Source organism: Mucilaginibacter daejeonensis, from assembly GCF_020783335.1.
GTDB classification, from domain to species: Bacteria; Bacteroidota; Bacteroidia; order Sphingobacteriales; family Sphingobacteriaceae; genus Mucilaginibacter; species Mucilaginibacter daejeonensis.
Genome location: NZ_CP086068.1, coordinates 1,784,751 through 1,808,757 on the forward strand (window position 1 = coordinate 1,784,751; position 24,007 = coordinate 1,808,757).

General features: G+C 46.2%; 15 protein-coding genes and 1 riboswitch. Of the genes, 7 read left to right on the forward strand and 8 right to left on the reverse strand.

Annotated features, from left to right (window positions below; all coding sequences use genetic code 11):
* Nucleotides 1-8 precede the first annotated feature (8 nt).
* Nucleotides 9-917 (forward strand): sugar phosphate isomerase/epimerase family protein, encoded by a 909-nt coding sequence (locus LLH06_RS07615; protein WP_228172674.1) that lies wholly within the window; start codon nucleotides 9-11, stop codon nucleotides 915-917.
* A gap of 75 nt (nucleotides 918-992) precedes the next feature.
* Here LLH06_RS07615 and LLH06_RS07620 read toward each other — a convergent pair whose 3' ends face one another.
* The gene (locus LLH06_RS07620) at nucleotides 993-2,372 is read right to left on the reverse strand and encodes a glycoside hydrolase family 140 protein (protein ID WP_228172675.1); all 1,380 of its coding nucleotides are present in this window, start codon (nucleotides 2,370-2,372) and stop codon (nucleotides 993-995) included.
* Nucleotides 2,373-2,580: 208 nt separating this feature from the next.
* Between LLH06_RS07620 and LLH06_RS07625 the strand changes: the two genes are divergently transcribed.
* Complete coding sequence (locus tag LLH06_RS07625) at nucleotides 2,581-3,612, forward strand: glycoside hydrolase family 5 protein (RefSeq protein WP_228172676.1); 1,032 nt, start codon at nucleotides 2,581-2,583, stop codon at nucleotides 3,610-3,612.
* A 62-nt stretch (nucleotides 3,613-3,674) separates the two neighbouring features.
* Here the strand turns inward: LLH06_RS07625 and LLH06_RS07630 are convergent, their stop codons facing one another.
* The 5 genes from LLH06_RS07630 to LLH06_RS07650 form a co-directional block, all read right to left on the reverse strand.
* Nucleotides 3,675-4,802, reverse strand: a complete 1,128-nt coding sequence (locus LLH06_RS07630; protein ID WP_228172677.1) for a DUF4932 domain-containing protein — start codon at nucleotides 4,800-4,802, stop codon at nucleotides 3,675-3,677.
* A gap of 348 nt (nucleotides 4,803-5,150) precedes the next feature.
* Nucleotides 5,151-5,414 (reverse strand): Trm112 family protein, encoded by a 264-nt coding sequence (locus LLH06_RS07635; RefSeq protein WP_228172678.1) that lies wholly within the window; start codon nucleotides 5,412-5,414, stop codon nucleotides 5,151-5,153.
* Nucleotides 5,411-6,052, reverse strand: coding sequence for a thiamine phosphate synthase (locus LLH06_RS07640; protein ID WP_228172679.1), 642 nt, complete (start codon nucleotides 6,050-6,052; stop codon nucleotides 5,411-5,413). Before LLH06_RS07640 ends, LLH06_RS07635 begins: the two co-directional genes overlap by 4 nt.
* Nucleotides 6,043-7,083, reverse strand: coding sequence for an AIR synthase-related protein (locus LLH06_RS07645; RefSeq protein WP_228172680.1), 1,041 nt, complete (start codon nucleotides 7,081-7,083; stop codon nucleotides 6,043-6,045). The genes LLH06_RS07640 and LLH06_RS07645 overlap by 10 nt, the downstream gene beginning before the upstream one ends.
* A gap of 2 nt (nucleotides 7,084-7,085) precedes the next feature.
* Nucleotides 7,086-7,811, reverse strand: a complete 726-nt coding sequence (locus LLH06_RS07650; protein ID WP_228172681.1) for a class I SAM-dependent methyltransferase — start codon at nucleotides 7,809-7,811, stop codon at nucleotides 7,086-7,088.
* A 103-nt stretch (nucleotides 7,812-7,914) separates the two neighbouring features.
* Nucleotides 7,915-8,017, reverse strand: a riboswitch (TPP riboswitch).
* Between the two features lie 657 nt (nucleotides 8,018-8,674).
* On the opposite strand from LLH06_RS07650, the gene LLH06_RS07655 reads away from it, so the two are divergent.
* A complete protein-coding gene (locus LLH06_RS07655) occupies nucleotides 8,675-9,685 on the forward strand; it encodes an LLM class flavin-dependent oxidoreductase (protein WP_228172682.1) in 1,011 nt (336 codons plus the stop codon).
* 731 nt (nucleotides 9,686-10,416) lie between these two features.
* Here LLH06_RS07655 and LLH06_RS07660 read toward each other — a convergent pair.
* Together LLH06_RS07660 and LLH06_RS07665 are read right to left on the reverse strand one after the other, a co-directional pair.
* Nucleotides 10,417-16,848: an alpha-2-macroglobulin family protein gene (locus LLH06_RS07660; RefSeq protein ID WP_228172683.1), complete on the reverse strand. Its 6,432-nt coding sequence runs from the start codon at nucleotides 16,846-16,848 to the stop codon at nucleotides 10,417-10,419.
* Nucleotides 16,849-16,940: 92 nt separating this feature from the next.
* Nucleotides 16,941-17,990 carry a helix-turn-helix transcriptional regulator gene (locus LLH06_RS07665; RefSeq protein ID WP_228172684.1) on the reverse strand — a complete coding sequence of 350 codons (1,050 nt, stop codon included), beginning with the start codon at nucleotides 17,988-17,990 and terminating at the stop codon, nucleotides 16,941-16,943.
* A 168-nt stretch (nucleotides 17,991-18,158) separates the two neighbouring features.
* On the opposite strand from LLH06_RS07665, the gene LLH06_RS07670 reads away from it, so the two are divergent.
* The 4 genes from LLH06_RS07670 to LLH06_RS07685 are packed head-to-tail and all read left to right on the forward strand — an operon-like array spanning nucleotide 18,159 to nucleotide 23,995.
* Nucleotides 18,159-19,598: a 3' terminal RNA ribose 2'-O-methyltransferase Hen1 gene (locus LLH06_RS07670; RefSeq protein WP_228172685.1), complete on the forward strand. Its 1,440-nt coding sequence runs from the start codon at nucleotides 18,159-18,161 to the stop codon at nucleotides 19,596-19,598.
* A gap of 4 nt (nucleotides 19,599-19,602) precedes the next feature.
* Nucleotides 19,603-22,152 (forward strand): polynucleotide kinase-phosphatase, encoded by a 2,550-nt coding sequence (locus LLH06_RS07675; RefSeq protein ID WP_228172686.1) that lies wholly within the window; start codon nucleotides 19,603-19,605, stop codon nucleotides 22,150-22,152.
* A gap of 17 nt (nucleotides 22,153-22,169) precedes the next feature.
* The gene (locus LLH06_RS07680) at nucleotides 22,170-22,922 is read left to right on the forward strand and encodes a nucleotidyltransferase domain-containing protein (RefSeq protein ID WP_228172687.1); all 753 of its coding nucleotides are present in this window, start codon (nucleotides 22,170-22,172) and stop codon (nucleotides 22,920-22,922) included.
* Nucleotides 22,919-23,995 carry a DNA polymerase beta superfamily protein gene (locus LLH06_RS07685; RefSeq protein ID WP_228172688.1) on the forward strand — a complete coding sequence of 359 codons (1,077 nt, stop codon included), beginning with the start codon at nucleotides 22,919-22,921 and terminating at the stop codon, nucleotides 23,993-23,995. The genes LLH06_RS07680 and LLH06_RS07685 overlap by 4 nt, the downstream gene beginning before the upstream one ends.
* Nucleotides 23,996-24,007: the final 12 nt, after the last annotated feature.

A 24,007-nucleotide genomic window follows, 5' to 3' on the forward strand; every position in this document is an offset into this window, starting at 1 on the left:
ACAGACCCATGAAAAAGCTTATTTATGCAATAATTTCTGCCGGCTTGATATTGTCATTGGCCGCCTTCACGATGGTGAAGCACTACAAGGGTGTCTTTGCTAAAAGCAATTTGGTGGCATGGTGTATAGTGCCATATGACGTGAAAGAGCGCAATGCCGAACAACGTGCGCAGATGCTCAATAAGCTGGGAATAACCAAACTTGCTTATGATTGGCGCGATAAGCATATTCCATACTTTGACGAGGAACTGAAAGCGCTGAAGAAGCACAATATCAAGTTGCAGGCGTTCTGGTACATGTCGGGTCCTGATCCTCAGCACGACGCTAACTTAAATACCATATTAAACGTGTTGAAGCAGAACAATGTTAAAACACAACTATGGCTCATGATGATCGGTGTGGATATGACCAACATGACTCAACAGCAAAAGATAGATACCCTTTCAAAGCCCGTGAAATATATCGCTGAGCAAGCTGCTAAAATAGGCTGTACCGTAGGCTTATATAACCATGGAGGCTGGTATGGTGAGCCCGAGAATCAACTGGCGATCGTCAAAAACTTGAAAATGCCGAATATTGGCATGGTCTACAATTTTCACCACGCCGAAGAACAGGTAAAGCGTTTCCCTAAGTTCTATCCGCAGATGTTGCCCTACTTGTATACGGTCAATATCTCAGGACTGAAAGGGAGCGACCCGGCTAAAGTGGTGCCGATAGGAGAAGGAGATTCCGAATACCAAATGGTGAGGCAGATCCTGAAAAGCTCTTACAAAGGCCCTATTGGCATTATCAACGAAGAGACGCACCCCGACGCAGAGCAAGGCCTGCTGATCAACATGCACGGCCTTGAAAAGGTGTTGACCACGATCGGTGATACTCAAGACCTCCGAACCTATCAAAGTTCCGGATCAAAATAGATCTGAACGAAACCTTACCTAAACCGATACACAGGTCTGTACTTAGTTTATCGTGGCGGTTGCTTCCTGCAACCGCTATTTTTTTGACCGTGACCTTTCCTCCAACAGCAATACCCAGTCGTTATGTGAACCTGACGTAGGCGGCGTAAAAGCCCGTTGATGGACAGCGTTATAACTGCCGATGTATCGCCTTTGACCTGTCCGTGGATCGAACCACCAAGCTTTTAGCGGTCCTTTCATTGTGGAAAGATCGGTCACTACATCTTGGCCGATCGCCAGGTAGATGATCGCTGTTGTTCGTTGACGGTTAATGGCTGCGGCGATATAAGTGCTGTCATGCTGAGCATTATTTTTGACCAATATGCTGTCAGGTATCAGCTGATGGAAACGTTCGTTGAACAGGGCTTTCAGGAACTTGATCTGTTCGGCGCCTTTGCTGTGCAAGGCTTCTTTCCAGTCACTGGTGCAGGGTATCACATAGCTGCCGCCTTTTTTGAACATCTGCCATACCGAATTGTGACCATAGGTATGTCCACAAGCGCCGGATAACAAATTCCAATAAGCATGTACCCGCACGTCATGATCATCAAAATAGCCCTTCTTGAAATGAGCTAGATCGACCAGTAAGCTGTCTCTATTCAAGATCGAAGGAGGCACGGTAGGTTGGCGGTCTAACGTCATGTAGGTCCAAAACTCTAAGGGTATGTCTTCGTAGGCCGGTTCGGCATCTAAGAAAGGCTTGGTGGGTGATTGGTGATAGTCAGTGTGGGCGAATTTATAAACGGGCATATAACGGTGAGCATGGCCGCTTTGGTAAGTGTTGAGGTCGATCCATTGGTCATTTTGAAACCACCGCGACGATGAACTTTCGCCAGCAGGATGATAAGTGATGAGTTGCTTACTCCCATTACCTTTTAGGCCGGTGGCCATCGCTTTCCAAATATTAAAAGCTTCGGAGCTGGCAACGTCGCGGTCGCCGCCCAGCATCCATATGATAGGTCTACCAGCGAATCGTTTCCCGAGATATTTTCCGTAGCTCAGTGCTTTTTGCTGGTCGATTATGACCGGGTCTTTTCCGGGGCGGTTAGATGGCACCTTGTCGGCCCATGTCGGGAGCACGGCCATATACAACCCCAGCGATGCTGCCTTTTTGATCACATGGTCAATGTGGTCAAAGAACGCCTCATTAGGTCGCGTGATTTCATTATTTAAAAAGGGTAATTGACCGTATGCGTCGGGCTTACTCAAACCACTATCTTCGGAAATAATGACGGCTTGTATCACGGTAAATCCCTGCCTGGCCCTTGTTTCCAGGTAATGGTCAGCTTCCTGATCATCAAGTTTATGAAAAAGTTCCCAGGCGGTGTCACCGAGCCATAGGAATGGCTTGCCGCGTTCATCGATCAGGTAGCGCTTGTTGGCCGACACCTTCAGCGTTTGACACTCTGCTGCCAAAACGGTACATATAAGCAAAACAGTAAACAGGAAACTTCGCATAAGAGGTAAAAATGGTCGTGCTAAAATATCCATCATTTTCAACAAAAGCCCAATTGATACGATCAGCGGAATATTCCGGATAAAATAGTATTATAAGCTGGTGGTGTGTAGACGTACTTTTGATGACAATTTATGCGATGACCTAAACATCGCACACCTGATCATTATGAGAAGATATATTTATACTGCACTCCTGGCATGCATTGGCCTGACGAGCGTGAACGCTCAGTCGTTGACAAAACTCAAAGCTGGTCCGGCGCCATTTGGCCTTAACCTGGCAGGCGCCGATTTTGGCCAGATACCCGGCACCTATGAAAAAGATTATGACTACCCGACCGCTTCGGACATTGACTATTTAAAAAGTAAAGGCTTTAGGTTGATCAGGCTGCCATTTTTATGGGAACGCTTACAACCACGATTGGGAGGACCTTTAGATACCTTTCAGGTCAATAAGCTGGTGGCTGTGGTGGACGCGGCTGAAAAAAGGAACATGCTCGTGGTGCCCGATATGCATAACTATTGCCGCCGAATGATCAATGGCGAACTTACACTGATCAATACAAAAGGTGTGACCATAGGTATGGTGGCTGATGCCTGGAAAAAGCTCGCCATGATCTTGAAAGACAAAAAAAATATTTGGGGCTACGGCATGATGAATGAGCCGCATGATATGCCTGACACCACCGCTTGGTTCAACATAGCCCAGGCGATCATTGACCAGATCAGGACCGTTGACAAAAAGAACGCGATCGTGGTGGGTGGCGATGACTGGAGCTCAGCAGCTAAGTGGATGGGCAGCAGTGATCACCTCAAGAACCTAAAAGATCCTGCCAATAATCTTATCTTTGAAGCACACCTGTATTTTGACAACGACGGTTCTGGTACCTACAAGTATACCTATGAAAATGAAAAAGGTACCCCTGAGACCGGCGTTCAACGCGCTGAACCATTTGTACAGTGGTTAAAGCAAAATAAACTAAGAGGCTTTATAGGCGAGTATGGAATACCGGATGACGATGAACGCTGGCTTTTAACGATGGATAACTTTTTAAAATATCTTCAAGCCAATGGCGTCAATGGTACTTACTGGGCGGCAGGACACCGTTGGGGCGATTATAAGTTAGCTGTGCAACCAGTGAACGGGGCCGAACGACCGCAGATGAAGGTGCTGTCAAAGTATCTGTTCGTGAAGAAGTAATAACTAACGCTACATGTCAATATTAGGCCATATCATCCGCATCGATGACATGGCCTTTTTAATTATGGAGCTTTCTGCGCAAGCGATCTCAGCAATTCCGGGTAAAGATCATCTATCTTTTTAGCGGGAGCGTACGCTCTTACTTTCTCTAACGTCGATGTGAACAATTCCATCCTGGTGAAACCTCTTGCGCCCATCACGCTGATGACCTCTTGCCTCGTTTGATCATAAAGCGACCGGTCATAATGATCACGGCAGTAAAGCAGGAAAACGCCAAAGGTCATATACTCATTAAATACTTTCATTGGGGTTGGATAGGCATATATCCCATCTGCTTTTTCGTTCACCCAGTCGGCTCTCTTCTTAAACACACTGTCAATTACCTTTTCATTGGCATATGACGGCGGACCCACGTAGTTGTGGTCTATCTCGGTGAACATTACACGGGTATTAAATATTTCATCCTGGATCTTTGAGCGTTTGGCGTCGTGCTCAAGAGGTGGCAGCACCATCAGGATCTGCGTGAAGCCTTTATCCCTGAACACTGTGGTATAATTCATCCCGTTAATGAGCGGCGAACACAAGATCAGGTAATTATTGATCTTGGTCTTAAAGTTCGTCTCAAGCCACTTCCACTGCTTAGCCAGGCTGGCTTCTGATTCATATTCGTTGATCAGCTTGGTATAATAAGCCCGGTGCTGAGCATAAAACTTTTGGAACTTTGATGTTTTAGCGAATTCAGCGATCTGCGTTCTGTAAGTATCTAACGGGTTCACGTTGATCGTTTTATTGGCTACCTGTCTTGATGGAAACACGTAAACAGCGTTTCGCTTCAGGCTTGTTCCTGAAAGATCATAGGTCATCGCGTTGCCGGTGATGAATATGTAGTTGTACAACGAAGCGGTCAGGAGCGAGTCGAACGTTTTGATGATAGGTTCGTTGGCGAAGGGCTTGAAATGACGAAGCACGTCCTGATAATAAGGGGTGCTTTGATCCACCATATCATCGTTAGCCAGTCCCGTTGGTGTGATGGCCAACATGATGTGTAATAATTCTTTAAGTGGGGTGATCTCTACGCGCGCCTTCCCATTGTTGGCCTTTTGAAATGCAGTGTCAAAACTGACCTTTTCCTGCGCAGTTGCTCGTAATAAACCTGTTGTGAATAGAAGAAAAAATAAAAGTCGTTTCAATTGCTGTGATGATTTGAGGGTTAAGTGAAAAGTAAATTTACGGCGGCAAAGGTAAAATTTTAACTGTAACGCGTGGCTTGTCAATAGCGATCATATTGTATGATGCTGTATAAGTGAGCGCAGAGGTAGCCGCAGGGCCGATCACAGCCGGTTGAATGATCATTTTGTTCTGAACATTACAGTTGTCCCTTGGCTGGTCTAAATATAACATTCGGTGATCCGAGAGGTGGATAAAAGAAAAGTGCCTTACATCATTGATGTAAGGCACTCCAACATTTGCCTGAATACCTGATGAGCTATCGCCGATCAGGAAAGGCGCTATGTATTAGTTCAAGTAGCAGTGGATCTTCATTGCCCAAGTGTTAATTTGCCTGGCTCGATCCCATATTCAAGTTTCCAGCGGTCGAGCACAGGTTGCTCAAGAGCTGTTTGACGGTACTCATCAGGTGCCATGATGGGTACACCATAAACGATCGGGTATATCCGCTGACACTTGGTGCAACTCAATAGGCCTTCCTGTATGTTCTGTTCAAGATCCTGTGCAAGTATCTTCAAGTTAAGGTCGTGCTTGTCAAAAGGACAGCAGAGTTTAGCGATGGTCTGTAATTTCATTTTAAAGCGTTCTGGTAAAGTTTAACGGTCGTTCGCGGGTCGTTCGAGCTCATAATGCCTGATATGACGGCTACGCCATCGAACGGTGCGCGCTGCCGTAATGGTGGGATGTTCTCAGGTGTTATGCCTCCTGAAACAAAAATGGGTAGCTCAGTAAGTTGACGGGCTTTTTGGACCACCTCTGGCATAACGATGGAGCAACTGCTTGCCGAGGATGATGGGAACATAGCGCAAAAGGAAACGTAGTCCAACCGTTGGTCGTGTGCCCAACGTATCACGTCCAGGTCGCCCGAACAGGTGATTCCGGCCGTGAATGGTCTGCTGATCTTACTCCGTATCTCAGCAAAATCCGGCGGGATGCTGTCGAAGTGTACACCGTCCAACTCCGGAGAGCGTAGCATTAATTGCCAGTCATTATCGATAAGCAAAGGCGTGTGATGTATCCGACAAAGGCTACCCACACGAGCGATCAATTCAAACTTGTCGGTGTGTGCCGGCCAATTATTCCAGATTTGAACGGCCGCCAATCCCGCTTTAAGTGCTTCTGCCAATTTAGTAAGCAATTCGTCGGCTCGCATTGAGGGATCGATCACCAGGTAAACTCCACCATTGATCTTTTTCGATACGTTCATCTCCATCCTTTCTTTAAAGCGTTAAAGAATGCCGCCCAATACGGGTCTTTCTCATAGTAGGGAAGTGGTTCTTCTTTGTCGTTAGTGATCAAAACACATTCGGTGTTTTCTGTGAACTCGCCGATCACTGTCCCTTTGATGTGTTCTGCGGTAAGCACCGCCAGAACTTGTTGCTCAGAACCGGTTTCTACCGCAATGATCATGGAACCAGCGCCGATACAGAACCGTGCGTCGATACCAAAGAGTTGGGTCACCTGTTGTTGCGGATGGCCGGTCGGTAGCAGCTCATTATCAATGCGGACGCCGATACCGGAAGCTTTGCACATTTCATAGACCGCACCAAGCACTCCGCCCTCGGTCACATCGTGCATGGCGGTGATCTGCTGCGTACTTGCGGCAGCCAGCGCATCAGGCAGGGATGAGATCTGGTAGAACGATTCACAACATGCATCATAAATTTCCTTGCCAAGATGGTGCTGCACCGTTTGGGGGAAGCTCATGGCCAGCACAGCAGCTGATAAGAGCGCACAATCCTTAGTTACAATGATCTTGTTGCCTGGTTTTGCTTGGCCGCTCAACCGTATCTGATCCAACGGTGCAGTAAGCAACATGGTGCCACCGCCGGCAATAGTTGAATGTTGGCCTTCGATATTGCATGTATGACCGCCGGTTATTGCCACACCAATTGCCTGACAGTATTGGTGTATGTGATCCCAATATTTTGTGAGGTCGTCCTGACCAAATTGCGGAGGTAGATTCAATACCATTTGTGCATACATAGGTGCGAAGCCCGTGGTAGCCATATCATTGGCCATCAGGTGTACCGATAGCCACGCTGATGCCGCTAAGCCTAATGAGGGGATAAGCGAAAGTGGATCACTCGTCATCGCTAATCCCATGTTATTCCCCAGGTCTATCACGGAGACATCCACACCGAAGGCCGGACCTTGTTCAACGTTCTGACGCTTATATCCTAAACGAGGCAGAATGAGTTCGTCAAAACTGCCGCCATCTATTTTTCCGGAGAATTGAGACATAACTATCGAGCGTCATTGAACTTAACGTACAATCCAAAGAAATCACCTACCGGAACACTCCATTGTTGCACAGGGAACCATTCAGGCAAACCGGTGCAGGTCCATTCTAAACTATACTCACGACCATTCAGCGCTTCCGTTATCTTCTCGATCAGTAGGGCAGGAGTGTAAAAGGTAGCAGTGACGTAGAACGGGTTCTTACCGAATAACTGCTGAACGCGGCGGCGCAATACCTTGGGCGAATTTCGATTCATCATTCCAAAGGCGATGCCATGCTTACCCACCCGAGCCGCTTCCCTGATCACCTTGACCGGGTCACGATAATATTCAAAAGTGGTAATGAATGCCACAGCGTCGAACGTGTCGTCTTTAAAGGGCATGTAATGTGAGTCGGCATTGACCAGGTCGCCCTTAAATAGATGCGCTGCCTGCCCTAACATAAAAGGAGAGAGGTCGCCGCCCGTAGCATCGATACCGATCTCGTGCCACCAGCGTGTGAAACGGGTAGTGCCACAGCCAAATTCCAGTAACTCTTTTACCCGCTGGTCTTTACCCAGCAGTTGGGCCATCACCTTTTTTTGCCAAACTTCGGCTCGTTTGTAGCGGCCTTCATACCATTGTTCGTAGGTATCAGTATGCTCACGGTTAAAGAACCATTCTTTTCGGCCTTGCCAATTGGTAAGGCTGCGGGTCATTAAGCCAAAGTCGGCGTTCTGCTTCAGATCCATTTTAAACAGGGTTAAACGTAAAAAGCCTTGCTTCGCTGCCAGATCTTCATGGCATAGAAACAAGGCTTTACCTATTGGATAGCAGCGATCGCTGCCAGCAGTTGATATCAGGCCTGTGCATCCCTACGCCGGTATTATCCGTATCAGGTTTATCGGGTATCATCTCAGCCTTTACTTGTAAGTAAACAGCACCCCGTGCAAGTATGGCGGCAATGTAGGAACTATTATGTTAGTGGGCAAATAAAAAAATGAGATCTTGTTGTTAGGTGAAGTAGTAAAAGATACTTTCCTTATCACCGGAGTAGTTGATTTTACCGAAGACCATAGGGCTTTCAAGGTCAAGCTGCAATAACGACCCGGCCGGTCATATGAATTTTTGATCACAGATAGAGCCTTTAGATCTAGAGCCGGCTATCCGCTTGAACCTTATGCCGTAAAGTTCGAAGTGAAGTAGTTGTCGATCGTTGATACCGGTAAACAGCCTTTGCATCGATGATGTAAGAGCTGTTCTATTACGGGAGACACCTATCGAAAGTTCGATCACAGTATCTCAGCTGTTTCATTCAACGTGTGTGCAACAGCTACTTTGAACACCTTGAATGACACCTTTTGATCTCCTTTACCGACTGGGGCAACTTGACATTCGTAGTGAACGAGATCATTTGCATCAAATGGGATGTGAAGGCTACAGGGTTGCCGAAGCGTCTAATATCGTATGGGATAAGGTGGAAAATACGATGCGAAGGTGGCCTCATCGCCTGAGGTTAAAAGGGGGCTTGCTGCTTTTGCCATAGCCAGGTCAAGATGCAAAGCGATAAGAGTGGCGGCACTATTAATTATATAGCTTTGTGAACTTCTGACCTATGAAAAAAGATAAAGTAGCTTATTCGATACTGGAGTTGGCTTTGGTGGCCCAAGGGGGTACGTTTAACGAAACTTTGAAAAATTCATTGGCTTTGGCTAAAGAAGCTGAGGCACTGGGCTACTCTCGTTTTTGGTTCGCTGAACATCATAATTCAGCTTATGTAGGTAGCAATGCACCCACATTACTGATCGGATATGTGGCTGATAACACTCGAACGATCAAGGTGGGCTCGGGTGGCGTAATGCTTCCTAATCACTCCCCATTGGTGGTGGCAGAGCAATTTGGAACCTTGGCGCATCTTTATCCAGGGCGTATCGAGATGGGATTGGGCCGAGCGCCCGGTACAGACGGCGAAACTGCACAGGCGATACGGTCGGACTTTATGCGCGCTGCACACTCGTTCCCGCAAGAGATCGAAAAGATCGAGCGATATTTTGCAAAAGAAAATGCTAATGCGAAAGTACGCGCCGCGATCGCGGAGGGAGTGGAGGTGCCCATCTATATCTTGGGTTCCAGCACTGACAGTGCTCACCTTGCCGCTCAAAAAGGGCTGCCTTATGCATTTGCAAGCCATTTTGCTTCAACTCATTTGCTAAATGCGCTTGACATTTACCGTCGTGAGTTTCAGCCATCAGAAACTTTGGAAAGGCCATACATTATCGCAGGGGTCAACGTCATCGTTGCTGAGAGCGATGAACAGGCTGAACGCTTGTTCACCACCCTGATCAACATGTTCGTTGGGATACTGACGGGCAGATCCCAAGGCCTACAACCACCGACCGAAATGACGGACGACTTCAGGGAAATGCTTGCCCATCCTACGGTCCATCAAATGCTCAAATACTCCTTTGTGGGCAGCAAGGATACCGTAAAGGCCAAGATCAAGGCCTTTTTGGATGAAACGGAAGCTGATGAGTTGATCATGGCTTGCAATACCTACGATTTCGAGGACCGCTTGCGATCAACGCGGCTGTTCGCGCAGATAATAGAAGAGCTCAATCAAGCTTGATAACTGGTTGACCTTCAACATTACTTATCTGACGAAACCCATAGGGACTAATAATCCTGATAATTAGCCTCGGCATTACGCCCTCATACTAACGTCCGTTGAGCTGAGTGATTATGCTCATTTCCCCTGTTTGCAGTTAGTAAAGCTGTCTTATATATTTCGAACAGCTCTTTGGTCTCGTTAAGACAAAAACAAGGCGTTTGAACAGTTATAAAAATACAAAAAGCCGCAAATTTCATATTTGCGGCTTTTTGTAAGACTGAATGGTCGTCTGCGGTGAGGGAGGGATTCGAACTTTGTTTGAAAATTAGCCCTAACGCCTATATAATGCGGTTTTTGAAAAATAGGTCTCGTTAAAGACCCGCTCAAATCATATCAACTTATATCAATCTGATAATGCAAGTTACTAATTATTCTAGATAAGAGGCGAATTTTTAGCATGTATGTTATGCAAAGAGTAGTATCGAAATTTAATTGCAGTTTAAGCTCAATCGTCGTTATTATGGTAAAACACCTGTTGATAGTTAATTGTCCTTATTCCAAACATGTGAATCTGGAATTATTTGACAGAATACCGTGCACTGGCTTTAGCCTGAAGCTACGGGGAAAGTCAATAAGATAATCGCCCACATCCAGCGTGAGCCAGCCAAATTGCAGGTTACTACAACTTGCAAGTCCCATACTTCAAAATATCAAGACCAAATACTTCAGTGGTTCCCTCAAGGTCATATCTATGGTTTAACATTCAATTTACCGCCTTCGGTATGTGCATTGAACTCCGGCGCATACATGCTTTGTACAGTGCTAATACCTGTAGCAAAATTACCTGGTTGCGTTACCCGTAAGCGATACTCCAGTACATAACTGCCTTTGGCTAACCTGTCAATAAAGAAATTAGTGCAAACATCACGGCTTACCTGGTAATAATATAAACCATCCTGGTATTTTGCAGACGATAGTACATCTAAAGGTTCGGTACCTGCCGGACGCATATCCTTCAGGTGAATGTACTCGTAGTCCCGCCCGGCTTTTAAATAAACAACCACTTTCAGCAAGTCACCGGTTTGAGGTTGGTGCAGGGCATCAACAGCCGTAAGCACTTCTCCTGCATTATCGCGTTTTACAATAAAGTATTTACGTTCCAAATGCAAATCGGTATTGGATGGTGTGATTTTATCCAATTGCTCCGTATACTGCCAGTGGAGGGCGCCCCAGCTTATTGTGTTTCCTTTATTGCTTACCTGTAACTTGCCTAACTCGGGTTTAATTTGTTCATTTACCCAGCTGGCTTTTACATACCCTGTTCCTTCTTCGGCTTTCAGATCAGGTTTTAACAGTTTCAGTGACTGACTGCTTAATTGAATATCGGTAGCTTCTGTAACGTTTAACAAATTAATTCCTTTACTCATGAGCAACGCATAACAAGCGGTGGCGGTAGCTTTTGTAGTTGACCAATTGTTTACTTGTTTGTTTCGCAACAGCCATATTTTCATCTCGTCAACAGCTTTGGTGTGGTTACCCACCTCGGTAAACAGCTCAATCATGAGAGATTGCGTTTCAACGGGTGACTCGTACCAAAACCAGCCATGACGGTTTTTTACCCAGTACATACCCATTTCGTCGGATTGCTGTGCCGATTCCAGCAGCGAGCGCATAATCTGTTTTGCCTCCTCGGTGCGTTTATACCTGTGTAGTGTGAGGGCAATAAGGCCCTGCTCATAAAAGCTTTGTTTTTGCCATTGCTTAGCAGCCTGATCTAGGTAAGCTTGCTGCACCGCCCCAAGTGGCTTGCTTAATGCTGCTTCGGTAAAGTAGCTACGGGTATACCACGCATGCACTTGTACAGGGTATAGGTGCTCCGGCTTATCTAGCTTGGCATTTTTGGTTCCAGGTAAGGCATCAGCCATTAGTTGTTTGTCCAGATAAGCCAACGCTTTTTCGGTAATGGCCTGCTGTACATAATTAGGTTTGTTAATGCGTTGTAGTTGCCCCAGCCCTGCAAGAATATGTTGAGTAATATAACGGTCAGTACGAGTGCCGCCAAACCATGGGAAGCTGCCATCTGGTAATTGCTTTTTCAGTAATTTATTTAAAGTTTGGTCTTGCTCGTAACCAAGTTTGTTCAAATCAAACAGCAAGGCCAGGCGTTTATGCTGTTCATGTTCGCTTTGCGCATTTAGGAGCCAGGGCGTTTCTTCTAACAATATATTTTTTAATTCCGGGTTCTTTTCCAGGTTTGACAAGAAGGCTTTGCTGTCGCCGGCTTTCCAGCGGTCAAGCACCTGGCTAATTTGCGGGTTTTTATTAATAATTGCGGCTGAAAGGGTGTTGGCGAAATACCGGCTAAAAGTTTGCTCGGCACACTCGTACGGATACTCCATCAGATAGGGCATAGCCTGTACCGCATACCACGCGGGGTTTTGCGTGTACTCTAATGTAAGTGTTTTGCTTTGCAAGTTGGTGCTATTCGGCTTTATCAGCTTATCAAAAGTGAAATTGCGGGTTTGGCCAGCCCGTACCAGTATGGGCACCGTTTCGGTAACCAGCATTCGGTTGCTGAGAACGGGTAGGGTGTTCTCTTCGCCATCAGTATGTTCTGCGCTTGCGGCCGTGATACGATAGGTAACCGGATTCAAACCAGCTGGTATAATCAATGTAAAGCTCAGGGCCTTGGTGCTGTTGCCGGCTATTTCAAACCTTTGCTCGCCTTGTTGCGGTTGGGCTATTAAATCGACGGGTTGCATGTTTAAGGCATTGAACCATTGCAGATGGACGGCTCCCTTCAGTGTTTGGGTGGTTAAATTAGCCAGCCGGGCCGATACGGTTATGGTATCACCTTCCCTGAAAAAACGTGGCATATTGGCGCTAATCATGAGTTGCTTTTGTGTTACAGCCTCTTGTTCCAATGTGCCCATAGCCAGGCTTTGCGTATGTGCAAAAGCTTTAAAGTGCCAGCGGGTTAAGGCATCGGGCATGGTAAAATCAATCAGTATTTGCCCTTTTTCATCGGTATGTAGTTGTGGATAGAAAAAAGCGGTTTCATTAAAGTTTTTACGTATAGTAACAGGTTTAATTAGCCTGATAGCAGGCTCTGCAGCCTTCAAATCTTGCTGAACAGGAGGATCTTTCTCGCGCATCTGCTCATCTGGTTTTACAACTGGGGGCGGAAAGCGTACTTGATCAACCTTTGGCTTACTAGTATAATCCTTACTCATATAGCCAAACGCCCTATCTTCAGCTACGGCACTACTTACGGGCGCATTGCCAACCGGTTCATCAATCCGCACAGTTTGCGTTGCATCGCCATGAATTGATTTTACACCCGGGTCGGCAGTTGGTAGATCAAATAGTCTCCTTTCTAAAATGATGGTAAGCCTCTCACTTGGTTTCGTTGATGCCTCGGTAACCTGATACTCGGGATGCGCAAATTGCAGTATAGCGTTTTTAGGTACCTTAATTCTGAAGTATCCTGATGAATTGGTACGGGTAGCTATTTTAGAATATTTTATTTTTACTATAGCGTTGGGTAAACCAAGACCTGTATTTTCGTCTGCTACCAAGCCAATTACATCGTATCCAAGCTTAATAAGCTTCGCATTTTTAAGGTATAAGGTTGCCAGTGCATTGTCTCTTAACCCTGCATTTTTTAAGTATCGGGTTTGTTCAATATACTGCGTATAATCATACCCGTAGCCGGCCAAACCCAGTTCTTCGTACTTGCGCTCAATAGGAATGTCGGGTATTCCAAAGTAGGCACTGGTTGGCGCACTTTCGGTAACATTAGCTAACTCTGTATCATCCCAGGTAAAATAGTCAGACGAGCTAGATCCTTGATTTAGGTTGTAAGCCCAACTGGCTGCCGGGGTAATCTCATCCAGCGAAGCATCATACATAGTTGCTACCATTTCGGCCATTTCTTTGGATGGTCCATCGTTGCCTACCTGCAAACGCCATTGTTCTTTCTGGCCAGGCTGCAGTTTATTGCGGTAGGTAAGTAACCGCAGAGGAAGATTTTTGCCGGTATCGTTTACGGTAACATTTTGATAAGAGGTGTATAGCCGGTTATCCTTAATCATTAAAAACTGCACCTGAATGCTGCTTTTTCCTGCCATCGGCTTTACATCAATGGTTTGCTGGCTGGTGCCACTTAGTTTTAGCCACTTAGAAGATAGCAATGTGCTGCCATCATAGGTTTCCATCAGTACCGTGGCTTCCCGGTTAATGCCTATCCTGAATTCTGCCGACTTGCCTTTTTGTATAGTTATGGATATGGGTGTCACCCAATCTTGCATCCTTTGAGCAGGCGCAGGTTCGTTAACCACCTGCAGGTATTGTATCAACTGTACAGTATCGCCCTGAAGGCTTTTGCCACTGATAGTAACCTGATAGGTGCCCGACGGCTGCTTATGTAGTTCCTGCAAATTCAGCATCGGCCGTTGTATGGTATCGGTCACGAGGTCTTTGGTGAATACCTCACCAGCTTTAGGCCACTTGGTAACATCATCTTCCTGTTGATAGGCATAATCCGGAAAACTTGCTTTAAAAACATCACGGCTTAAGAGAGTTAAATCCGGCACCGCCCATAAACGAGATTTGAACACCTGAAGTGGGTGGTTCAGCGTATATACGCTAACATTTATGTTGCCGGCCAATGGCTGGTTGTTCAGGTTAGTAAAGATTATGGGCAGTAAATGCTCAGTTTGAGTCGTTAGCTTTTCAGGTAGCGTTATGTTTAATTTAATGGGCTGGTTACTTACGTTTACTGTTTGCTCGGCAGGTTGTGTTTCGCCACTGCCGTCGGTTACTGTGGCGCTAATTTGATATTGGTACGTTAAGAGGCGTCCAACTTCATTGTCCTCGGCTTTAAACTTAATTTGAAACTCGCCGTTGTTGTCGGCAATTACCGTATCCGCCTCCAAATCATTTACTGCATCCGGAACGTCTCCATTTTCATCATCGGCAGGTTTGTCTTTGTTTTCATAATTCAAATCGATATGGTAAGCTACCCGCGCTTGTGAGATACCATAACCCGAAAAGGCGGTTACTTTGCCTTGCAGTACCACCGTATCGTTTAGACGGTAACTTTGCTTAACAGGCAAAAACGTTACCTGAAAGGTAGGCCTTTTGTATTCCTCTACACGGATACTGGCACTGCCAAGTGCTGTAGCAATCTGGAAACTACCGTTCAGCAGGCTAGGCGGCAAGATAAAAGATCCGGTTGCTGAGCCAAACTCATTGGTGCGTAAGTTTTGAGTTTGCAGCTTTTTGCCATACTGGTCTTTCAAAAAGATGTCTATAGCCTGATTCGGCAATATCGAATTTAGGCCTTTTGATTTTTGCAGTTGTAAGGCCTTGATATATACGGTTTGCCCCGGCCGGTAAATTTCCCGGTCGGTAAAAATGATGGTATGAACAGCAGGCAGGTTGTCATAATCATCATGTTGCCTGCCCGACGTGTAATGGTCTTTTTGTAACAGATAATCGTTCTGTTGTTTCAACTCAATATCGTAATATTCTTGCGCAAACTTGAATAAAAACTGGCCGTCTTTGTTTGTTATCCCTTGACTGATGATATGCTTTTGAGATTGTTTACTATTCTCATTCTTGTTAGAAACAATTACCTGAACACCGTTTAACGGCGCACCTGTTTCGCGGTGCAGTACCCTGACCTCGTGCATACCATTGGGCAGCCTGCGCGAGCTGTACGCCAATGCTGACAACTGAAATTTTACCAGTTGTGTTAATCGTTCATTGTGTGCTGAATCTTCCAGCAGCAAAACATAATGCCCGGTACTTTGCGGATTAATACTAAACTCCACACGATGTTTACGGTAGTCGTGTGGGTTGGGTAAAGTTAAAAAATCGTTCTGCACCGGTTTAATGCGCCGCAGATACAGTAGTATTTCCGGGCTTGATTGCAGTCCGTTGCCATCATAATCTTTATTCAGTTTCCGCAGCCGCTCTTGTTGTTTTTGCGTGAGCTGCAAAATTTTAAAACGGATAGCATTCAAATTACGATACTCCAGCAACGCCAGCAGAGGGCGACCGGGCACGTTTACATTTTCAACGGTTGCCGTTAGTTGTTGCTGCTTAATTTCTTTAATTAGTTGAAGAGCATTTTGTCCGCCTATACTAGTGGGAAAGTTTTTAGCCGCTTTTTGCAAATAGTATAAGGCCGTAACCAGGCTGTCTCTGTCATCATAATACTTTCCAATAAGCACCAAAGCATCTGCGCTGATAGGTTTATCGGCTACGGATGTGGCTACCTGGTTTAAACTCCGCAGGTACAAAGTGTCTTTTGGGGCAAATGATGCTCTGCTATGAATGAGTTCTAAACGTTTGATAGCTAAATCAGCCAGAGCTTCACTGCTATTATCTTTTAAGTGAAATTGCGTGCCCTGTTGCAGATAATAAATACCCTTGTAAAGCAATGACGCGGTATCTGTAGGGTTTATGGTTAAAGTAGCAAAGGTATGGTTATCGGCAAAAAGCTGACGGTCGTTTATGTTAAACGGCTTATGCGGCCGGGGCAAATCCAGCTCATCATTAAGGTAAAAATCAAGTGCCCGATGCAGCAGCAAGTCATACAAGGTTGGGCGCAGGTAGCGGGTTGCTTTATCGCCAATTAAAGCAGCATCCAGTGCATCAACAGATGTTTGCTGCTCTTTTTGCCAGTTTTGCAAGGAGCTTTGATACAGCTGGCCGGTATACTTGATTAGTGTTTGTGAATCCCAGCGGGTAAAGTCAGGATCCGGACTATCTAACCGACTGCGCCTGCTTATTTCCCAGCGGTTATCCTGATAATACTGCCAGTACATTTCGGCAAGTAACGATTGAAGTACCGGCTTTACCGGATAAATTGCTTTTTGTATATCGTTGTGAAGCCTTTTTAAAATGAGGGTAAGTGCTTCTTCCTGTAAATAGCGTTGAAAGCGGTTGCGATACAAGGCAACTTTTACTAACTGTGCGGCATCATTGTTTTTATGCGCCATTTGCTCCAGCTTATCAACCTCAGCTAATGCCGATTTTGGTAGGCCTACATTGGCTAAAGAGTCGATACGAAAAGCCTGGTTGTTGTAGTTCTGAGCAAATACGAGTTGGCAGATGCAGGTTAACGATAAAATAAGTAACCCTTTTTTGATAAACGAAACGCGGTAAGGCATAGCTTATAGTGGTTAAGCGTGGAAGGTATTAGGTGAAGGATTTCTATTAATCGAGTTTGAAAACTTTCTGCGGTATTATATTTCGAGTGAATTTATTTTTCTTCTACTACGTTATTTGCTAGTGCCTCAACATGATTGTATCTCTCCAGCGCTCTCGCCAAATTTTGTTTTATTTGTTTTACCAATATCCGCGGTCTGAGTATTTTTATTTTTGAACCAAAGCCTAACAGCTCCCTTTCCAATTCATAATTCAGGATAACCTTTATGCTGAAGACTTTTCCGTCATTCTCTTCCATCAAAAATTTTTGAGTGTGGTGCAGCGGCTTGGTGATAATGTAAGGTGCATTGGCATTGTCTATCCAAAACACCACTTCACAGTCGCGCTGACCTAGCGATTTGGTTACGCCGATGACATCATTATAATAAGTTGTCAGGTCAATTACTGTATTTTCCCGGTACACATCCTCGTGTTCCTCAATCGACTCAATCCGGTCTAAGGCCAAATTTAGTAAGTGTCCGCCCCTGCCATGGCGCATACCTAATATAAACCAGCGGTTGCGGTATTCTTTCAACAAGTATGGACTAAAGCAAAAGGTGCTGGCTTCCCGTGCCTTAAAAGATTGATAAGTGACACATAATGTTTTTTGGGCCACAATAGCCTTGCGTATCCCTTCAATATACTCGAGCCCCTTCAGATTATCATTCCTTTCAAAATCAACTACCGGCGGGCAGTGTGTTTTTTGTGAGTAGATTTTGTCCTCCAGTTTACTCACCATCTCATTCAGGTCAGCAAAGTGGTTAAAGCCTTTGAATTGCTTTAATAAGCCGGATACTTCGCTGAGCACCTGCATGTCCTGCTGGCTGATGGGGCTGTTGGTGATACTGTAGTTTTTATCGGCGTAAGTATAATACTTACGGTCGACCACAATGATCGGCGCCTCATATCCTAGCTTATTGCTGCGCATCATCTCAATATCCGCCTGTACAGACCGGCGGCTTACGCCCTTGTCAATGCCTTCAAACTCATACAGAGCGTCCGAGCAGGCATCAATCAAGTCCTCCAGCGTCCATCTCTTGTAACGGTTGCGCAGGCAGTTATCAATGGTACGATAACGAATGAGGGCATTGCGGTTGACAGGCATAAGGTTGAAATATTTTTATAAATATGAATATTATTTTTTACTACGCAAAAAGGCTGCGCACCGGCAGCCAATCTTTGCATCGTTGGTGGCGTGCATGGCTGTAAAAAGAGGGACATACACGCCTAACCAAGGGAATAGTTTTATATTAACCATTCAATCTTTAACCTGATGTTATTAACGATTACTACCACGCATTCGCCAGCTACCGACCTGGGCTACCTGCTGCACAAGCATCCGGATAAGTTGCAAACCGTCGAGATTGCTGCCGGTAAGGCGCACATATTTTACCCCGAAGTAAGCGAGCAAAAGTGTACTGCGGCATTGCTACTGGATATTGACCCCGTTGGCTTGGTACGCAGCGAAGGCCCTAGAGGAAACGACTTTGCACTGGAACAGTATGTAAACGACCGGCCTTATGTGGCCAGTTCATTCATGAGCGCGGCTATTGCCAAAGCCTATTCATCGGCCTTAAATGGCAGGTGTAAAGACAAACCGGAGTTGCCTTTGGTAGCTATGCCTTTTGAAGTTACAATGGCCGTTCTTCCGGTTAAAGGCGGTGAAGGTGTTCTTCGCATGCTGTTTGAGCCGCTGGGTTATGAGGTTACTTGTATCCGGCATGAGTTGGATCCAGCCTTCCCTCAATGGGGCAACAGCCGGTACTTCACCGTAACGCTTAAGCATAACCTTACTTTGCAGCAACTGCTATCCCATCTGTACGTACTCATACCGGTTTGCGATACCGATAAACACTACTGGGTATCGAAAGATGAAATAGAAAAGCTGCTCACCAAAGGCAAAGACTGGTTGGAGGCGCATCCTTCAAAAGAAATGATCGTACGGCGGTACTTAAAAAACCAGCGCTCACTGGCCAATCAGGCTTTAAGTGTGCTATTGAGCAAGGATGAAAGTGAGGAAGAAAGCGTTACTGAAACGGAAGAAGTGCCGGACCAGGTTGAAGAACCAAAAGTAAAGATTCATGAACTGCGGCTGCTGGCTGCCAAAGAAGTGCTGCTGCAATCGGGTGCCAAGCGGGTAGCCGATTTAGGTTGCGGCGAAGGCCGGCTCATCAAACTTTTGCTGCCCGAAAAGCAGTTCGAGTACATTTTGGGCATGGACGTGAGCTACCGCTCTCTTGAGATTGCCAAAGAGCGCTTAAAGCTGGAGCGCATGCCCGAAAGGCAGGCCCAGCGCATACGACTCATTCAAGGCTCAATGACCTACCGCGACAAGCGCCTGGAAGGGTTTGATGCTGCGGCACTGGTAGAAGTAATTGAGCATTTGGATGAACCAAGACTGGCAGCCCTCGAAAAATCGGTTTTCGCATATGCGCGTCCGGGAACCGTAGTGGTGACCACCCCCAATGCCGAGTACAACGTACGGTTTGCTAATTACGAAGAAGGCAAAATGCGCCACACCGATCACCGCTTTGAGTGGACACGCGCGCAGTTCGCTGATTGGGGTAACCGTATTGCGCACGAGCATGGCTATACCGTAACCTATCAGCCCGTTGGCGAGGAAGATGGAGAGGTAGGCGCCTTAAGCCAGATGGCTGTGTTTACTTATACCGGTCATGTAGCAGATACAGTATTTAAAACATTAGAAGCATAACAACATGTCAACTATAAAAATACCGGAACTTTCTTTAGTAGTGCTGATGGGCGCTACCGGATCCGGAAAATCAACTTTTGCCAGGAAGCATTTTAAACCTACCGAAATTGTATCGTCTGATACCTGCCGTGGTTTGGTAAGCGATGATGATAACAACCAGGCTGCTTCATCGGATGCCTTTGCCTTGGCAAGATACATCACCGGCCTGCGTTTGAAACGCGGTTTATTAACCGTAATCGATGCCACTAACGTACAGGAAGAGGACCGCCGTGACTGGATTAAACTAGCCCGCGAGTTCCACGTACTCCCAGTTGCCATTATCATTAATGTACCTGAAAAGGTTTGTGTAGAACGTAATAAGCTGCGCAGCGACCGTAATATGGGGCCGCATGTTATTCCGAAGCATATCTCGCAGCTAAAGCGAAGTTTTAAAAAGCTGAAATATGAAGGTTTCAGGCATATAATTGAGCTCCGATCACAGGAGGAGGTAGATGCTGTTACCGGAATCATCCGCGATCCACTGTACAACAACAAGAAGCAGGAGACCGGGCCATTGGATATCATTGGCGACGTGCACGGCTGCTATGACGAGTTAACAAAATTACTTACCAATTTGGGTTATGCCCATAACGGTAGCACTTGGTCGCATCCCGGAGGCCGGAAAGCGGTATTTGCAGGCGACCTGGTAGACCGCGGGCCGAAAACACCCGAGGTACTGAAACTGGTAATGAGCATGACCAAAGCTGGTACCGCCTATTGCGTACCCGGCAACCACGATGTGAAATTAATGCGCTGGCTTAACGGCAAGAATGTGCAGCCTAAACACGGGCTGGAACAATCTATTGCACAGCTGAGTAACGAAACGCCGGCGTTCAGGGAAGAGGTAAAGCGCTTTATTGATGGGCTGGTTAGCCATTATGTGTTCGACGAAGGCAAACTGGTCGTCGCCCATGCCGGTCTGAAAGAAGAAATGCAGGGTCGTGGTTCGGGTGCTGTACGGGAGTTTTGCTTGTATGGGGAAACCACCGGCGAGATAGATGAGTTTGGTCTGCCCATCCGCTATAACTGGGCCAGTGAGTACAAAGGGAAAGCGACTGTTGTATACGGGCACACTCCCGTAACGCAGGCACAATGGCTTAACAATACCATTGATATTGATACCGGCTGCGTATTTGGCGGCTCATTAACCGCTTTGCGCTATCCGGATAGAGAACTGGTTTCCGTAAAGGCAGCACAAGTTTATTGCGAACCGGTAAGGCCCTTGGACTATAAAGCGCCTGTAGCTGAACTGAGCTTACAGCATGAGAATGACCATGTGCTGGATATAGCTGATTTTACCGGCAAGCAGATTGTAGAAACTAAATATGGTAACAACGTTACCATCCGCGAGGAAAACGCTATTGCCGCCCTGGAAGTGATGAGCCGTTTTGCTGTAAATCCAAAATGGCTCATTTACCTGCCACCTACTATGAGTCCGTCAAAGACAAGCATACTGGATGATTACCTAGAATTTCCGACCGAGGCTTTTGAGTATTATAAAGAAAATGGTGCAGGTAAGGTAGTATGTCAGGAAAAGCATATGGGTTCGCGTGCGGTGGTCATTGTGGGTAAAGATGAAGATGCCATCCGCAAAGCCTTCGGTATTACGGGTGAAGGTATAGGTACAGTTTATACCCGTACCGGCAGAGCGTTTTTTAACGATAAAGCGACTGAGCAAGCTTTATTACATCGGCTAAACGAGGCCCTGATCGTCTCCGGCTTTTATGAGCGGTTTGATACCGACTGGGTATGCCTGGATACAGAGTTAATGCCTTGGAGTGCCAAAGCACAGGCTTTACTGGAAACCCAGTATGCAGCAGTCGGCTCGGCGGCAACACATGCCTTGGCCGAAACCCGCAAGGTGCTGGAGCAATTTGCAAACAGAAGCAGTGCAGCAGAAGAATTAATGAATGCCTACCAAGCGCGACAAGCAGAATCCGGCCTTTTTGTAGAAGCCTACAGGCGTTACTGCTGGCCCGTACATAGCCTGGAAGATTACAAGCTGGCACCGTTCCATATCCTGGCTACTGAAGGTAAGCAGTGGACCAGTGAGAACCATGAATGGCATATGGAAGAAATCAAACGCGTTTGCCTGGCCGATCCTGCCATATTGGTGGCAACGCCTTACGGTATTGTTGATTTGGATGATGCAGCCAGCGTGCAGGAAGCGACCGACTGGTGGCTGACCTTAACAGCAAAAGGTGGCGAAGGCATGGTGGTCAAACCGTATGATTTTATTACGACCAACAAAAAAGGCTTGATACAGCCTGCTATCAAAATCAGGGGCCGCGAGTATCTGCGCATCATTTACGGGCCCGAATATACTGAGCCGCAAAATATGAGCCGCTTAAAGGCCAGGGGCCTGGCGGCCAAAAGAGGCTTGGCTTTTCGGGAATTTGCTTTGGGCGTGGAAGGCTTGGAGCGTTTTACAGCCCAAGAGCCCTTGAGGCGGGTACACCAATGTGTGTTTGGTGTGCTGGCAATGGAGAGCGAGCCGGTTGACCCAAGGTTGTAAATCAAATTGTTAAAATAATGAATGAAACCATACGGATGAAGCTGCTCGAACTGGAGCAGCTTCATCATATAAAAATATTGTATGCCTGTGAGTCGGGTAGCCGGGCCTGGGGCTTTGCCTCGCCCGACAGCGATTTTGATGTGCGGTTTATCTATGCCAGGCGCATGCAGGATTATCTGCGGATAGCTGATACGCCTGATACGTTGGGCTTGCCGGTAAACGAAGTGCTGGATATCAGCGGCTGGGACGTGAGGAAAGCACTGCAACTTTTCCTGAAGTCGAACAGCCCTCTTTATGAGTGGCTGCAATCGCCTATTGTATACCAGGAGGATAATGACTTTACCAGTGAGTTAAAAGCAATGATGCCTCAATACTTTTCACCCAAGGCGAGTGCTAATCACTATTTATCTATGTCGCATAACACACTCATGCAGGATTTGCAGGCAGAGCAGGTAAAGCTTAAACGTTACTTTTATGCCTTGCGCCCGGCATTAGCCTGCCTGTGGGTCGTACAAGAGAAAAGAGTACCGCCTATGGAGTTTGAGCCGCTAAGGATATTAATTAAAGATGATACTGTTCAAAAGGCGATAGATGTATTGATGCTCAGAAAGCAAGCTGCAGATGAAAATGCATTGATAGCACCTGTTAATGTACTGAACGACTGGTTAACCTCGACGCTCACTTATTGTAAAGAACAAATGTCTTTACTGAATAGTACCAGGCGGACGACTGAGGAACTAGATGACCTTTTTAGGCGAGCTATAACATGATGACTTATCCCGAACTCAAGCAGCAAAAGCAACTCATCCTATTAGATTGTATCAGTGGCAGCACGGCTTATAACCTGAAGGTTGCGGGTTCTGATACGGATAAGAAAGGCGTGTTCATCATGCCGCAAAATCAGTTGTATGGCTTTAACCGGCAGGAGCAGATCGCCAATGAGAGCAATGATGAGGTATACTTTGAGATAGGCCGCTTTTTGGAACTGCTTACAAAGAACAATCCTAATATATTAGAATTGCTGAGCACGCCTCAGCAGTTCATCCTGTATAAACATCCGCTGATGAACCTGATCAAAGCCGAAGATTTCCTGTCAAAGCTTTGTTTGGAAACCTTTGCCGGTTATGCGCAAACGCAAATTAAAAAAGCACGCGGACTGAACAAGAAGATTAACAAGCCGCTGGATAGCGAGTGCAAGTCGGTATTAGACTTTTGTTACGTGGTGCAGGGAAACGGCAGCGTGCCGCTACAGGCATGGCTTAGCGAAATGGGGTATTCGCAGCAACACTGTGGCCTGACGGATCTGGCTCATTTTCGTGATGTGTACCTGCTGTACCACCAATCGCAATTAACGGATGGTAGCTGGTTTAGGGGTATTATATCCGGGCCGGATGCGGATGATGTGCAGTTAAGTCCGGTTCCTAAAGGCATAGAATCATTAGCTGTGATGAACTTTAATAAAGATGGTTATTCGGTGTATTGCCGGGAGTACCGGGAGTATAAAGCTTGGGAAGAAAAGCGCAATCAACTTCGTTACCAAAGCACGCTGTCGCATGGCAAAAGCTACGACGCCAAGAACATGATGCACACTTTCAGGCTGCTGAATATGGCTGAAGAGATCGCTTTGTATCGTGAGGTCAGGGTGCATCGAAATGACCGGGACTTTCTGCTCAATATTCGAAATGGCGAGTTTGAATTTAATGCACTGATGAAAATGGTCGAAGAAAAAATGGAACGAATCAGAGAGGTATATCAAAAATCTGCTTTGCCGGACCAGCCGAATTTGCATAAAGCGGAAGATTTATTGATAGAAATTAGAAAGCGCTTTTATGCAGGCAATTGAATTTATAGATTA